The sequence below is a fragment of the Hyalangium sp. genome (genome assembly GCF_035629615.1).
Classification (GTDB): domain Bacteria; phylum Myxococcota; class Myxococcia; order Myxococcales; family Myxococcaceae; genus Hyalangium.
This window is the reverse complement of record NZ_DASPHO010000902.1, coordinates 1-12116: the sequence shown is the minus strand read 5'-3', so window position 1 is coordinate 12116 and position 12116 is coordinate 1. Positions and strand designations below refer to the sequence as shown.

General features: G+C 68.5%; 12 protein-coding genes. 7 read left to right on the top strand and 5 right to left on the bottom strand.

The features are described 5' to 3' along the window. Positions 1–260: 260 nt before the first annotated feature. From VD972_RS45120 to VD972_RS45110, 3 genes are all read left to right on the top strand, one after another. A complete protein-coding gene (locus VD972_RS45120; RefSeq protein WP_324996298.1) occupies positions 261–1625 on the top strand; it encodes an AHH domain-containing protein in 1365 nt (454 codons plus the stop codon). Between the two features lie 9 nt (positions 1626–1634). Further along, the gene (locus tag VD972_RS45115; RefSeq protein ID WP_324996296.1) at positions 1635–2198 is read left to right on the top strand and encodes an imm11 family protein; all 564 of its coding nucleotides are present in this window, start codon (positions 1635–1637) and stop codon (positions 2196–2198) included. Between the two features lie 561 nt (positions 2199–2759). Then, positions 2760–3881: a hypothetical protein gene (locus VD972_RS45110; RefSeq protein WP_324996294.1), complete on the top strand. Its 1122-nt coding sequence runs from the start codon at positions 2760–2762 to the stop codon at positions 3879–3881. Between the two features lie 83 nt (positions 3882–3964). Here the strand turns inward: VD972_RS45110 and mltG are convergent, their stop codons facing one another. Beyond that, positions 3965–4981 (bottom strand): endolytic transglycosylase MltG, encoded by a 1017-nt coding sequence (gene mltG, locus VD972_RS45105; RefSeq protein WP_324996292.1) that lies wholly within the window; start codon positions 4979–4981, stop codon positions 3965–3967. Between the two features lie 159 nt (positions 4982–5140). On the opposite strand from mltG, the gene truB reads away from it, so the two are divergent. Further along, positions 5141–6037: a tRNA pseudouridine(55) synthase TruB gene (gene truB, locus VD972_RS45100; RefSeq protein ID WP_414654253.1), complete on the top strand. Its 897-nt coding sequence runs from the start codon at positions 5141–5143 to the stop codon at positions 6035–6037. On the opposite strand, the gene queF is transcribed toward truB, so the two are convergent. Next, positions 6038–6400, bottom strand: a complete 363-nt coding sequence (gene queF / locus VD972_RS45095; protein ID WP_324996288.1) for a preQ(1) synthase — start codon at positions 6398–6400, stop codon at positions 6038–6040. It abuts the gene before it with no gap. A gap of 211 nt (positions 6401–6611) precedes the next feature. Between queF and VD972_RS45090 the strand changes: the two genes are divergently transcribed. Next, on the top strand, positions 6612–8507 hold the full coding sequence (locus VD972_RS45090) for an ATP-binding protein (protein WP_324996286.1): 1896 nt from the start codon (positions 6612–6614) through the stop codon (positions 8505–8507). On the opposite strand, the gene VD972_RS45085 is transcribed toward VD972_RS45090, so the two are convergent. From VD972_RS45085 to VD972_RS45705, 3 genes are read right to left on the bottom strand one after another with little or no spacing between them, the layout of a single operon-like run. Continuing rightward, positions 8491–9237: a carbohydrate deacetylase gene (locus tag VD972_RS45085; RefSeq protein ID WP_324996284.1), complete on the bottom strand. Its 747-nt coding sequence runs from the start codon at positions 9235–9237 to the stop codon at positions 8491–8493. The genes VD972_RS45090 and VD972_RS45085 overlap by 17 nt on opposite strands. 19 nt (positions 9238–9256) lie before the next feature. Further along, the gene (locus VD972_RS45080; protein ID WP_324996282.1) at positions 9257–10273 is read right to left on the bottom strand and encodes an alpha/beta hydrolase family esterase; all 1017 of its coding nucleotides are present in this window, start codon (positions 10271–10273) and stop codon (positions 9257–9259) included. 14 nt (positions 10274–10287) lie between these two features. Further along, the gene (locus VD972_RS45705; RefSeq protein ID WP_414654252.1) at positions 10288–10722 is read right to left on the bottom strand and encodes a class I SAM-dependent methyltransferase; all 435 of its coding nucleotides are present in this window, start codon (positions 10720–10722) and stop codon (positions 10288–10290) included. 369 nt (positions 10723–11091) lie between these two features. On the opposite strand from VD972_RS45705, the gene VD972_RS45070 reads away from it, so the two are divergent. Together VD972_RS45070 and VD972_RS45065 are read left to right on the top strand one after the other, a co-directional pair. Further along, entirely contained in the window at positions 11092–11736 is a 645-nt protein-coding gene (locus VD972_RS45070; protein ID WP_324996278.1) for a PilZ domain-containing protein, read from the top strand. Positions 11737–11910: 174 nt separating this feature from the next. Further along, positions 11911–12116: hypothetical protein (locus tag VD972_RS45065; protein ID WP_324996275.1), on the top strand; the 206-nt coding region annotated here is incomplete at its 3' end.

Below are 12116 nucleotides of genomic sequence, written 5' to 3'. Positions count from 1 at the left end.
GAGAGGCAAGCGTCCAGGCAGGCCGTGGAGCCGCGACGACGTGGGCGAGTGGCGAGCAACCCGGCAGGCACGACAGCCGAAGCGGCGCGGCGCTACCTGGGAAGGAAGCGGGGACGTGGCGAGCATCCAGGCGTCAGCATCGGGCGGGAGCCGCCCCCGCATGGCGGGCGGGGGTGCAAAACGGGCGTCACCCGTCGGCTCCTCCTCTTCCCTGTGGCAGCCCTCTACCCTGCTCCCTTCCTCGCAAGCAGGGGTGACGCATGATTCCTTGGCGGCTGCTGTGGAAGGCCGAAGCGCTGTTCCTGGTGTTGGTCGTGGGGTGCAGCAGCATCCCGAGGGTTCCCCACGTGGAGGACATCGGCCAGGGAAGAGCCGTTGTCCACATTCCCCGCACCGCTGACCTGCAACCCGTCACGCTGGACGAAGAGGAGTTCCAGCAGGCCATGAGGCGCCTTGCACGCGAGGTGCGGCTTACAGGCACCCCGCGCCAGACAGTGGAGAAGATGTTTCAGATGGACCCGCAGTTCGGAAACTACCTCTGGCTGGAGAAGGACCAGAAGCTGGTGCCGCTGGGGCCGGGCGAGCCCTTGGAAGGGGCGTTGACGAAAGAGGACCTGGAGACGGCGGAACGCTACCGGCTCTGGTGCCAGCGCGTTCACAACTTCTACGGCGACTGTCTCGGGGGCGCGCTGGTGGCAGGGCGCTACCTGGACATGCACGGCCGCTACATCTGGGCGCTGGCTCTGAGCAAGAGCCCGGTGATCGACGAGATGAAGAAGGCTCTGGGAGAGATGGTGGAAGTCCGCGCGCTCATCAGCACGGTCCTGTGGACGTTGGGTTCCATGCTGCTGATCATGGCGCTCAACCCCGTGGCTCCGGCGCTGGTGGCGGTGGTCGGCGTGGGGCTGATTCTGTATGTGGGCGTTGACACGCTCCTCAACCTCGTGAGCGGCTGGCTCCAGTTGATGGAAGAGGTGAAGGTGGCGACCACCTTCGAGCAGATCCGCGATGCGGGCGAGCGCTTCGGGAAGCTCCTCGGGAGAGAGGCAGCGCGCGCATTTGCCATGCTGCTGATGGCGGCCATTGGCTCGACGGCGAAACTGTTCGCGGCGAAGGTGCCGACGCTGCCCGGCTCGGCGCAGGTGTCCGTGCAGGCCGAGGGCACGGCAACAATCTCGGTGCCCGCCTTGGGCGCGGTGGAGGAGATCGCGCTCAGTGCCGAGGGCGTGAGCGTGACGGTGGCCGCCACGGCGATGACGATGGGGGCCAGTGGCAGTGGCGGCACGGCCCCCTGCATCGAGACGCACCACATCGCCACCGTCTGCAACGACAAGTCCACCGCGCGCGGCGGCCCATGGACGCCGAGGTTCCGGGCGATCTTCGCTAGGGCGGGAATGTCGATGGAGGACCCGGCGAACAAGATGCCTCTGCCGGGGCATTACGGGCCTCACCCCGAGCGCTATCACCAGATCGTCTTGGACGAACTTGCCGGTGCAACGGCGACCTGTCGCAGCGTCGTGGACTGCCGTGAGAGACTGACTCGGGCCCTCAAGCGACTGGCGGATCAGATCGCCACGCCGGGAACAGAACTGAACCAACTCGTCACCCAGCAGCCACCGCGCTAAATGGAGCCGATGCCCACGTGTTTCTTTAGACTCTCCGACGATGTGAATGTCCCACACCGCTGGCACCTGAACACGCCAACGGACCGTCAGGGCCGACAGGTGGATGACAGGCAGTTCACGTGCGGAACGCCCGTCCACATTACGGAGCGCTTGAGAATACCCGTCGAGATCACGGGCAAGTCGCTGGACTACTCGGAAGCGAACGTCTTCCTCCCGGTGGTCCATGTCCGGGTCGCGGCCATGTTCTCGGAGCTGGCCCCGGATGATGTGCAACTGATCCCCGTGGACGTGGAGGGTCAACCGGATCAGTACCTCATCCTCGTTGCCACACGCCTCATCCGCTGTATCGACGAACAGGCGTCCCGGATCCAGCTTTGGACTCATGAAGACGGGCTTCCAGACATGGTCGGTCGCTATGCCTCCGTGCGTGACCTGCGCATCGACAAGGCCAAGGTGGGAAGCGCCAAGGTGTTCCGGTGCGAGGGGTGGACGGGCCCGCTGATCGTCTCCGGGGAGATCAAGAACGCCTTGGAGCGCATGGGCGCCACAGGCACGAGGTTCGAGGAGGTCTAGTCCGGGCCCGGAGGGGCGGCGCCCCGCGTCGGACAGCGCCAACTCGGGCCGTGGAGCGCGCCACGTCGGACACGGGGAGTGGAGACGATCTTCAAAAAGCGCGGCGTAGCGATCGCGGCCAGCGCGATCGTTTTCCCCCTTCGCGCCGCAGCGAGGCTGAGTCATTTCGCGCGTTTCGCGCGGCGCGATGGCGGATGGAAGCCCAGAGTTCAAGCCTCTGGACTTCCATCCGCGCGAATTTCCTGATCCGGGGACGTGAGATCCGATCCCGCGCTTTCCCCGCGGTCCCCGCGATCGAAAACCCGCGTTTTAGGAAGATCGTTTTCACGAGTTTCCACGTGCAACTGCCGAACGGGCCTGAGTTCCCCGTCTGCATCGTCGCAGTACGCCCCCTGTCCCATCCCTGAGACACCTGTCCCAAACATGGAACACCTTGATATTGCTGAGGAAGAAAGCAAACAGGGACGAAACAACAAATCGGCACGCGCGAGAACTCGAGTGTGTGTAAGCGCAGCGCTCGCTGGTCGCTCCCTCGCCCCTCACCGCACTCAGGAGAACGCCATGGCCCGCATCAACAGCAACTCCCTGTCTGGAATCGTTACCGCTCGCGCGGCTGAGCCCGTGCAGCCCCGGTCCCTGCCGCCGGTGAGCACCCAGCCAGTGTCCAAGGCTCCTGCTCCGGCGAGCTCGCCGCTGCTCAACACGCTCCGGGGTATCAGCTCCTTCGGGCCGGCTGTGGGCATCATCCCTGGCCCTGTGGGCGGGAACGTCGGCCCCGAGATTCGCAACCGGCTGAACAATGTCCTGGGCCGCGTCCCTGGCTACCAGGCCCAGGCCGATCAGATCGCCCTGCCGCTGACGCCGCACGAGCAGCAGATGCTCATGCACGCGGCTCCGGAGGTGCGCCCGCAGCTCCAGGCCCAGATCCAGCAGCGCCACCAGGCGCTGGCCCAGCAACTGCGCGGTGACGCGAGCGCGGTGAACCGGCCCTTCAGCCCGGTCGAGACGAGCAGCCAGATGGGGCAGGCAACCCAGGCGCTGAAGGACAACGTCAACAAGACGTTCGACGCCTACCTCCGGCAGCTCGGCACGATTCCCATGCCCATCCACCAGCAGTACCAGATGCAGCAAGCGATCGAAGCGCGGCGCGCCACCGCCCTTCAGGAGGTGAGCAACAACACGGCGCTGATGGGCCGCACCGGGGCGTCGTTCCAGGACGTGATGGGGGGCAAGCAGCGGATCGAGCAGAGCCTCGACATGCTGACCCGGGACCTGAACCACCAGATTCTCAGCAGGCTGCCGCCGGAGCAGCAGGGCATGGCGCGGGCGGAGATCGAGATGCAGCGCATGGACCAGGCCCAGGCGGTGCACAACCACTTCAGCCGCGCGCTGCAGCCGGCCAGCGGCACCGACTTCAACCAGCTGCCGGGCGGCGCCCCGCCGATGACCGGGCCGCTCACCCAGCCTCAGGCCCGGAGCACGCTGGCGCGGCTCGAGTCCGGCATCCACCAGCAGTACCAGGCGCGCATGCAGGAGGCCAACAAGCTCCCGCCGGAGATGCGCGCCCAGGCGACCTTCGACGCCCAGGTCCAGCGTGACCGGATGCTGGTGAGCGCCTACCGCAACGTGCTCGGCCGGGTGTCGCAGCCGCCCGTCATGCCGTACCCGAACTTCACCCGCTAGCCCCGGGCCCGGGAGCAGCACCAGGGGGGAGGGACGCCGGGCGCGGCATGGGGCCCGGCGCCTGGCTCCTCATCAGCCCCTGCTCAGTAGACGTTGTATTTCACCCGCAGGGCCTCGTGCTCCTCGGCGTTGCGCGACGGGTGGAGCTTCTTCTGCGCGTCGTGCAGGTAGTACCAGTACTCGCTCGCGGTGGGGCGGAGCGCCGCGAGGAGGGAGTCCACCGTCGGAGCGCCAATCGGCCCCGGCGGCAGGCCCACGCGCGTACGGGTGTTGTACGCATCCGTGTTGTCGCGCAGCTTCTTCAGGAACTCCTTGCGATTGTTCCAGTCCTCGAGCTCGTAGCGGCTCGTGGCATCCACGCCGAGCGCGTAGCCCTTGTCGATCCGCTTCCAGAGAATGCCCGCGACCAGGGGGCGCTGCGAAGGCTCTGGCTCCTCGCGCTCGAGCATGGAGGCCATCACGACGATGTCATGCAGGCTGCGCTTGCCCTTCTCGAGCTCGGCCTTGTGCGCATTGAAGAAGCGCGCGCCGAACGTGTCGAGCTGCCGCTGGATGAAGGCCTCCACATTGAACCCGTCTGGGACGACGGCGTACGTCTCCGGATAGAGGTAGCCCTCGAGGCTGCGCATGGGGAGCGGAAACGTGGCCTTGAAGCGCTCGGGGCGGCGAGCGGCGGCGATGTACTCACCCGGCTTGATGAGCCCCTTGGCGGCCAGCGCCTCGTCCGTGTCCCGCAGCCGCCATCCCTCGATCATGACGAAGGGCACATCCTCGGGGAGCGGAGGGCTCTCGAGCGTCTTCGCGATCTCCGCGATGGACAGGGCGGCGCTGAGCTTGAAGCGGCCCGCCTTCAGCGCCAGCCCGCCGCGCCGCCACAGGTGGAAGCGCCACAGCCGTGGATCGTCGATGAGCCCCTCTGACTGGAGTTCTGGGCCCAGCGTGCGTGCCGCCGTCCCTTTCTTCACGACGAAGATGACCTCGGGCGCATCTCCGGCGACCTTCGGCGTCGTCGTGCCCTTCTCCGCCCACATGAAGACTCCGCCTGCGGCGGCGCCGGACAGGACGGCGAGAACCAGGACCCCAATGAGCAACTTCTTCATGCGGGGGGAAGCTACCAAAGCTCCGTCGCGCTGGGGCAGGAAGGACATCCTGTCCGGTCGCACAGTGAGCAACCATGCCACCTGGGGGCTGGCCCTGTGTCACCGGGGCAGCAAAAGGGCTGTGAAGTCCTGGAGCAGGTTGGGAGGATGGAGCGTGTGCTGACGCCCGGAATCTATCTGGCCCACAAGCCGGTGGGTGAGACGAGCTTCTCGGTGGTGCGTGCCTTCATGGAGGAGCTCCAGGCCACGCGCCCCGGCAAGCGTCTCCCCGTGTGCCATGGCGGCACGTTGGACCCCTTCGCCGAGGGCTTGTTGCTGCTGCTGCTGGGGCAGGCCACGCGGCTGATGGATCTGCACCACCCCCTGCCGAAGCGCTACGTGGCGGAGGTGGTCTGGGGCACGGAGACGGACAACGGCGACCTGCTGGGCCGCGTCATCCACCAGGGGGATGCCTCCCAGCTCACGCCGGCCGCGCTGGACGCGGCGCTGGTGGGCTTCCGAGGCTGGCACGACCAGGTGCCCCCGGCCACCAGCGCCAAGAAGGTGGGCGGAGAGCCCGCGTACCGCAAGGCCCACCGCGGTGAAGAGGTGGTGCTGCCTCCCTCGCGCGTCTACCTCCACGAGGCGCGCTGGCTTGCCCATGACCTGCCACGCTCCAGCCGTTTGGAGCTGGTGTGCCGCGGCGGCTTCTACGTGCGCTCGCTGGCCAGGGAGCTCGGACGGGCGCTCGGCTGTGGGGCGCACCTGTCGCGGCTGCACCGCACGGCGATTGGCCCCTGGGAAGACCCCGGGCCTGGGAAGCGCGTGGGGCTGCAGGGGCGCGAGCTGTTGTCGTGGTGCTTCACCCGGGAGCTCTCCGATGCGGAGCTGGGCGATCTTCGCCGAGCACGGCCCATTGCCTACGGCCGGACGCTCCCGCCCACCTGGCACCTGCCCGCGGGCTTCCCTGATCCCGAGGCCCCCGTCCGTGGCTTCCATCAGGGGCACCTGGTGATGCTCCTGCGGCCTCACTCGGGCCAGCTCGAAGCCGTCTCGGAGCTGCGGGGCGGGCTCTAGCTAGCCCTTCTTCTTCTCGTGCGTCACGGTGATGACGGTGCCGATGCCACCGCGCACGAAGAAGTCTCCCTCCACCGTGAGCTTGCGGGGCTGGATGGCCCGGATGATGTCGTCCGCGATGGTGTTGGTGACCTTCTCGTGGAAGGCGCCCTCGTTGCGGTACGCCCACATGTAGAGCTTGAGGCTCTTCAACTCCACGCAGAGCTGATCCGGCACGTAGCGGATCTTGAAGCGCGCGAAGTCCGGCTGCCCGGTCAGCGGGCAGAGGCAGGTGAACTCCGGCACGTCAAAAGCGATCTCGTAGTCCCGTTCGCTGGCCGGGTTGGGGAAGGTCTGCAGTTCCTTGGAAGGCTGTGAAGACATGGCGGCCTGTCGTCTAACACACAGACGCCCCAATGCATGGAGTCCGTGCAGGATGCCTCCTCACCAGGCAGCCGGAGCCGGGTGTTGAAACCCGGAGAGATCGACTCCCGACAGTGTCACCCCCCTAACGGCCCAGGGACTGGAGAGCCCTGAAACACCGGGGGACGGGTTGTCGCAGCGGGGAGGGCGCACTTATCTCGTGGTTGGCCCCATGCTGCCCTCCGACTTCGAGAATGTGCTCGCACATCTGCCCCAGGCCACGCTGCGCGTGGGGCCAGACCTCAAGGTCCAGTGGCTGGAAGCGGACTTCTCCCGGAAGGTAGGAGTATCTCCTACTCTTGGGCGGGGCCTGCTGGAGATGCTGGAGTACGGCCGGAGCCGGGACGCGCTGGAGCGAGCCGTCCGCGAGGGCCGCGAGCACGAGGGGCACGTCATCACCAGCACGATGCGTCAGGTGCGCGTGCAGGTGCGGCAGACGGGGGAGGGCGAGCCCCCTGGGGCGTGGGTGCTCTTCGAGCCCTCGGGGCTGGATGACGAGGGCGCTTTCTCCCAGGTGGTGCAGGAGGTGGCCCGCGCGGTGGGCGAGACGCTGGAGGTGGACAGCGTGTGCTCGGCCGCGGTGACGGCCCTGGTGCGCTGTGCCCGGGTGCGTCGCGCGGAGGTATTCCTCTGCGAAGCCGAGGGCCAGGGGGGGCTGCGCCGCGCCGCTGTCTCGGACCTGGCTGACTGTGAATCACCCGAGGACGCGTTCGATCCGGCAGCCGATCCGTTCGTCCAGGCGCTGGGCACCCGCAGGGCGCAGATTGGCATCCAGCGCGGCTACGGGGACTCCATGGGCTCCATCTTCGCCGCCGTGCCGCTGTGCGCGCCGCGGCGCACGGTGGGGCTGCTGCTCCTCTATAAGGAGCAAGGCGCCTCGTTCTCAGCGCGCGAGCTGGATCTGTGGACGGCGGCGGCCGGGCAGCTCGCGGTGGCGGTGGAGAACGCGCGGCTGCTGCGCGAGGCCCAGGCGGCGCTGCGGGTGCGCGAGGAGTTCATGTCCATCGCCTCGCACGAGCTGAAGACGCCGCTCACGCCCCTCAAGCTGAGCCTCTTCACCATGGAGCGGCGCATCGCCACCGGGCAGCCGGTGGAGCTCTCCAGCGTGCTCAAGTCCAAGCGGCAGGTGGATCGGCTGGTGGGGCTGGTGGATGACCTGCTGGACGCCTCGCGGCTGGAGCTGGGGAAGCTGGACCTGGACCACGCGCCGCTGGAGATGGGGCAGCTCGTCGCGGAGGTGGTGGACCAGTTCCGCAACGCCTTCGATCGGCCCTTCCTGGTGGACGTGCCGCGCCAGCGCGTGTGGGTGCAGGGAGACAGGGATCGCCTGGAGCAGGTGCTGGTGAACCTGCTGGAGAACGCCCACAAGTACAGCGGCGGCGGCGAGCTCATCAACGTGGCGGTGGAGGAGGTGGGGGACGAGGTCCGCATCCACGTGAAGGATCGCGGCATCGGCATCCCCGGCGCAGACCAGGCGCAGGTGTTCCAGCGCTTCTACCGCGCGCGCAACGTCTCCCACCGCAACTTCGGAGGGCTGGGGCTGGGGCTCTTCATCAGCCACTCCATCTGCAAGATGCACGGCGGCAACCTGAGCCTGAACAGCGCCGAGGGGCACGGCTCCACCTTCACGGTGGCGATGCCGCGCATGCCCTCGCGCGAGGTGCGGGAGCTGCCGCCGCGCGTGCTGCTGCTGGACGAGGATCGCCAGCATGAGGCCGAGGCCGAGCGCGTGCTGCGCTCCGAGGGCTTCGAGGTGCTCACCGTGCGCACCGGCGACGACGCCCTGCGCAACGCGGCGGCCCTGCCCGTGGATCTGATCCTCCTGTCCGCGAGCGCCTCGCAGCAGGAGGTGGGCCTCTTCCTGGAGACGTTCGCCACGCTGCCTCGCGCCCGGCCCGTGCCCATCCTCCTGGCAGGCTCGCGGCGGCCGGCCTGGGCCTGGGAGGGCACGGTGCTGTGCTCGCGGCCCTACCAGGCGGACGAGCTGATCGCCCGGGTGCGCAACACCCTGGCGCTGTCGCCCGAGCCCGGCTGGCCCGTGGCGGAAGAGGCTACCGTCCGGATGTGAGCGCGCCGAAGCCCGTGGGCGTGAGCCCCGCGCGTGACAGCGCCGCCCTGGCTCGCGGGTGGAGGAAGGTGGCCAGCTCCACCTCGCGCTGGGCCGCGTAGCCGCTCTTCACCGCCTCGGGGGTGTAGCCGGGGTGGCACATCAGCTCGATGCTGCCAGAGGCGGGCAGCGCCCCCACTGCGGCCTCGAAGCGCTCCAGCGTCCAGTACGCCTCCGCCCCCGCATCGCCGATGAAGTGCGCGTTGGTGGCCACGCCCTGGGCCTGGAGCTCGCGGCGCATGGGCTCGTCGATGGAGCGCACCGGCAGGCCCACGGCGCGGGCAGCCCGTGCCAGCCCGGCGAGCACGTTCGGGTGGCGGTGCAGGTGCTTGTGCACGTCCACATGAGTGGCCGGCCGGCCCAGCAATGCCGCCAGTCGCTCCAGCTGGGCCCGGGCCTCCTGCTCCACGGCGTCGGGTGGCAGCGTGGGGGCACGCGGCTCGGAGAAGGCACCGCCCTCCAGGAAATCTCGCGGGAAGCCCGGCCACACGGGCTCGCCTCGCGCTAGGTTGAGGTGCAGGCCGATGGAGAGGCCGTGAGCCTCGCGCGCCGCTGCCTCGGTGTAGGGCGTGTTCACCATGAAGGTGGCCGAGGAGACGACGCCCTCCCGCATCGCTCGGAGGATGCCGCGGGTGACGGCCGGGTCATACCCGAGATCGTCGGCGTTGATGATGAGGGCGCGGGCGCTCATAGGGGCTCTCAAGGGACTCTCAGGGGCGAGGGTGGGTCTCGAAGAAGCGCCACATCTCTCGCGTGGCGTCCAGGTTCTTCGTGGTGTAGCCGTACTCGGCAGGCATGAGGCCGCCGGGCCAGGTGTGGCCTCCGCTCTGGACGGTGCAGAGGGTGGCCGGGGCCGTGCAGCCGGTGTGCGTGCGGCAGGTGCTGTCTCCCTGCCGGAAGGTCTCCTGTTGCGGACCCTTGCAGCCATTGCGCTCCGCCCACTTCGCCACGGTGTCGGGCGCGGAGGGGTAGGGGCGGCCCAGGGGGATGGTGCCCCCCTCGTAGGGGATGGTGGGATCGGCCGTGCCGTGGAAGTGCATCACCGGGACAGCGCGGCTCGGCTCGCAGGGGAGGACGTTCTCACTGCCCGCCACCGGGGCGATGGCCGCGAAGCGCTCGGCACGCTCGCAGGCCAGCCGGTATGAGAAGAAGGCCCCGTTGGACAGGCCCGTGGCATAGGTCCGGCGGGTGTCCACACACACGCGCTTGTCCAGCTCCGCGAAGAGCGCCTCCACGAAGTCCACGTCGTTCACACCGTAGATCTGTGCCGGGCCGCAGCACCCGCCCGCGTTCCAGCTGCGAGAGTCCTCGTATCCCGCATCCGAGGTGGTGCGCAGCGCCTCCGGGTAGTTCACACCGCGGGGATAGACGGCGATGAAGCCCTCCTCGTCCGCCACCTGGGTCATCAAGCTCAGGCCCTCCTGCTCCAGCTCGTTCGAGCCGAAGCCATGGAAGGCCACCACGGTAGGCGTGGGCTTCGTCGCGACATAGCCTGGCGGGACATGGACCCTGTAGGTGCGCGTGCGTTCTTCGTGGGTGAGGGTCCACTCGTAGTTGCCCGGCCCCACGGTGAGGCCTGAGCAGGAGGTGCGATCCACGATGGGCGGGTAGGTGTTGCCGGACGGGCCCGCGTCGGGGGTGGCAGGGGGCGGGTCGTCGGAGCAACCCGCGGCGCCGGCGAGCAGCAGGAGGGCACCGACACAGAGCAGGCGGTGGGTGAGAGGCATGGGGCGAGGATCTATCAGAGACCCGTGGAGGACGCCGTACGTCTCCAGGGTGAGCAGGCGGCTTCGAGCTGGACACGCCCCGTAGCCCCTACGCGCCATGCACCCCCCGCTCGAACTTCCACACCTGAAAGCCCTCTCGTGCGGAGCGCAGGAGCCGGCGAATCATGAACGCGGCGGGCACGCTCATCCCGCCCATCTCCGCGGCGCGCAGGGAGATGGAGGTAGGCGCGCGTGTCGAACCCCGCGCCGATCACCACCACCCGCGCGTGCCTCTGCGGGGAGCGCTTCTCCTGAACGAGCTCGTCGATGATCCGGTGCCGGGCGGCGTTGCTCGCGTTGGGGCTCTTGAAGCCCTTGAAGCGCTCCCAGATGCGCCGGGCCTCTTCATCCACGAACCTTGACGCGCAGCGGTCGCCGCAGATCGGTCGAGGCGCAGCCGCATCCGCCACGCGGACTCCCAGGGTGTGGCAGCGGGTCGTTCACCCGGAAGTCCACAGGTGGGAGCACCTCAGGTAGGCGATGAGCGCTCGGACATCCTCCTCTGCCAATGGAGGGCGCGGCCCGTCCGGGAGCTGCCGCTGCGAATGGCTCGAGCGAGCTCCGCGTCCGTCCACTGCCCGAGCCCGTGCTCCGGGTCGCAATGGGAAGAAGGCGGGACCTGAGCGACTTGCCCATGAAGGGCAGTCACGGGTACCAGAGGACCTCTTCATCGGGAGGGCAGGCAGATTTGGTGCCCCCTGTTCCCCGCATCACACCCAAGGGTCTCCTCGCCACGCGGCGGCGTTGAACGGACCGCGAGCCACGCCGATAATCGGGCCATGACCGACGCATCCGCCACGTCGCTCGAGGTCCGGTACGCCTCCCGCCGCGCCTTGCTGTCCTCATCGAAGACCGAGCGCGGAACGCTGACGCTCTTCGTGCCGACCATGCAGAGGGTCGCTCAAGACGCCCGCGTGCGGCTCATGGTCACCTTCGGAGACAGCGACGAGCGTTTCGAGATCCAAGGGGTCGCCCTGACATGGACACAGGCCGGAGGCCGCGATGGCGCAGGCGGTTTTCTCGCGAGCTTCCAGGGGGACGACAAGCGCCGCGCCGCCGAGATGATCGCGTTCTGCGCGCAGCGGCCGCTGTCCATGGGCACCGCCTCGCGCGAGCGCCTCACCCTCCGCAAGAGCTGCCAGCTCAAGCTTGCGAAGCAGCAGGTCCCCGGGGAGCTGAGGGACTTGTCGCAGACGGGCGCGTTCGTCGTGGGCCGCCAGCTCGGGAAGATCCAAGCGGGCGAGCCCGTGTGGCTGAAGGTGGACGGCGGCCTGTTCGGCATGGGGGGGACATGGCTCGAGGCGCGGGTGGTCTGGCAGGGCAGAAAGGGTGAGGAACTGGGCCTGGGCCTGCGCTTCACCGGCAACGAAGCGCGGCAGGCCTCGGCCATTCAACGCCTCCTGGAGGGGGCCACCGAACGCTGACAAGCACACAAATCGAACCCGCCGCTTAGTGCTTCCCGCCAGACCGGCCCTCGCTCGCTCGGCTCCCCAGCACTCAATGGAGGCGAGCCCTTGGGGTGAGGGAGCAAGAGGTGTCGTTGCCTGCTTCCTCGGGTGCCCCTACCTTGTGCCTGACGGGGTTGGGGGGACAGTGCCATGGGAAGGACCGGCGAGCATGACGGCCAGGGACCTGTGGATCCCCATCCGGAGGACGCGGAGTGGGAGCCCGATGACGGGTCCGATTTTGATGACTCCTTCCTGAGGGAGGTGGCGACAGCTCGCCCGCGGCTCAAGCTGCGCCGGCTGCTTCCCGGCGAGCGGCTGGGGGGCTCGGATGGACGCCGCTTCGAGATCATCCATCG

What these genes read in the sequence shown, in the direction of transcription:
- VD972_RS45115 (WP_324996296.1), top strand. Translation starts at nt 1,635, where the DNA reads ATGCCCACGTGTTTCTTTAGACTCTCCGACGATGTGAATGTCCCACAC.
- VD972_RS45120 (WP_324996298.1), top strand. Translation starts at nt 261, where the DNA reads ATGATTCCTTGGCGGCTGCTGTGGAAGGCCGAAGCGCTGTTCCTGGTG.
- VD972_RS45085 (WP_324996284.1), bottom strand. Translation starts at nt 9,237, where the DNA reads ATGAGCGCCCGCGCCCTCATCATCAACGCCGACGATCTCGGGTATGAC.
- mltG (WP_324996292.1), bottom strand. Translation starts at nt 4,981, where the DNA reads ATGAAGAAGTTGCTCATTGGGGTCCTGGTTCTCGCCGTCCTGTCCGGC.
- VD972_RS45090 (WP_324996286.1), top strand. Translation starts at nt 6,612, where the DNA reads ATGCTGCCCTCCGACTTCGAGAATGTGCTCGCACATCTGCCCCAGGCC.
- queF (WP_324996288.1), bottom strand. Translation starts at nt 6,400, where the DNA reads ATGTCTTCACAGCCTTCCAAGGAACTGCAGACCTTCCCCAACCCGGCC.
- VD972_RS45070 (WP_324996278.1), top strand. Translation starts at nt 11,092, where the DNA reads ATGACCGACGCATCCGCCACGTCGCTCGAGGTCCGGTACGCCTCCCGC.
- VD972_RS45080 (WP_324996282.1), bottom strand. Translation starts at nt 10,273, where the DNA reads ATGCCTCTCACCCACCGCCTGCTCTGTGTCGGTGCCCTCCTGCTGCTC.
- VD972_RS45110 (WP_324996294.1), top strand. Translation starts at nt 2,760, where the DNA reads ATGGCCCGCATCAACAGCAACTCCCTGTCTGGAATCGTTACCGCTCGC.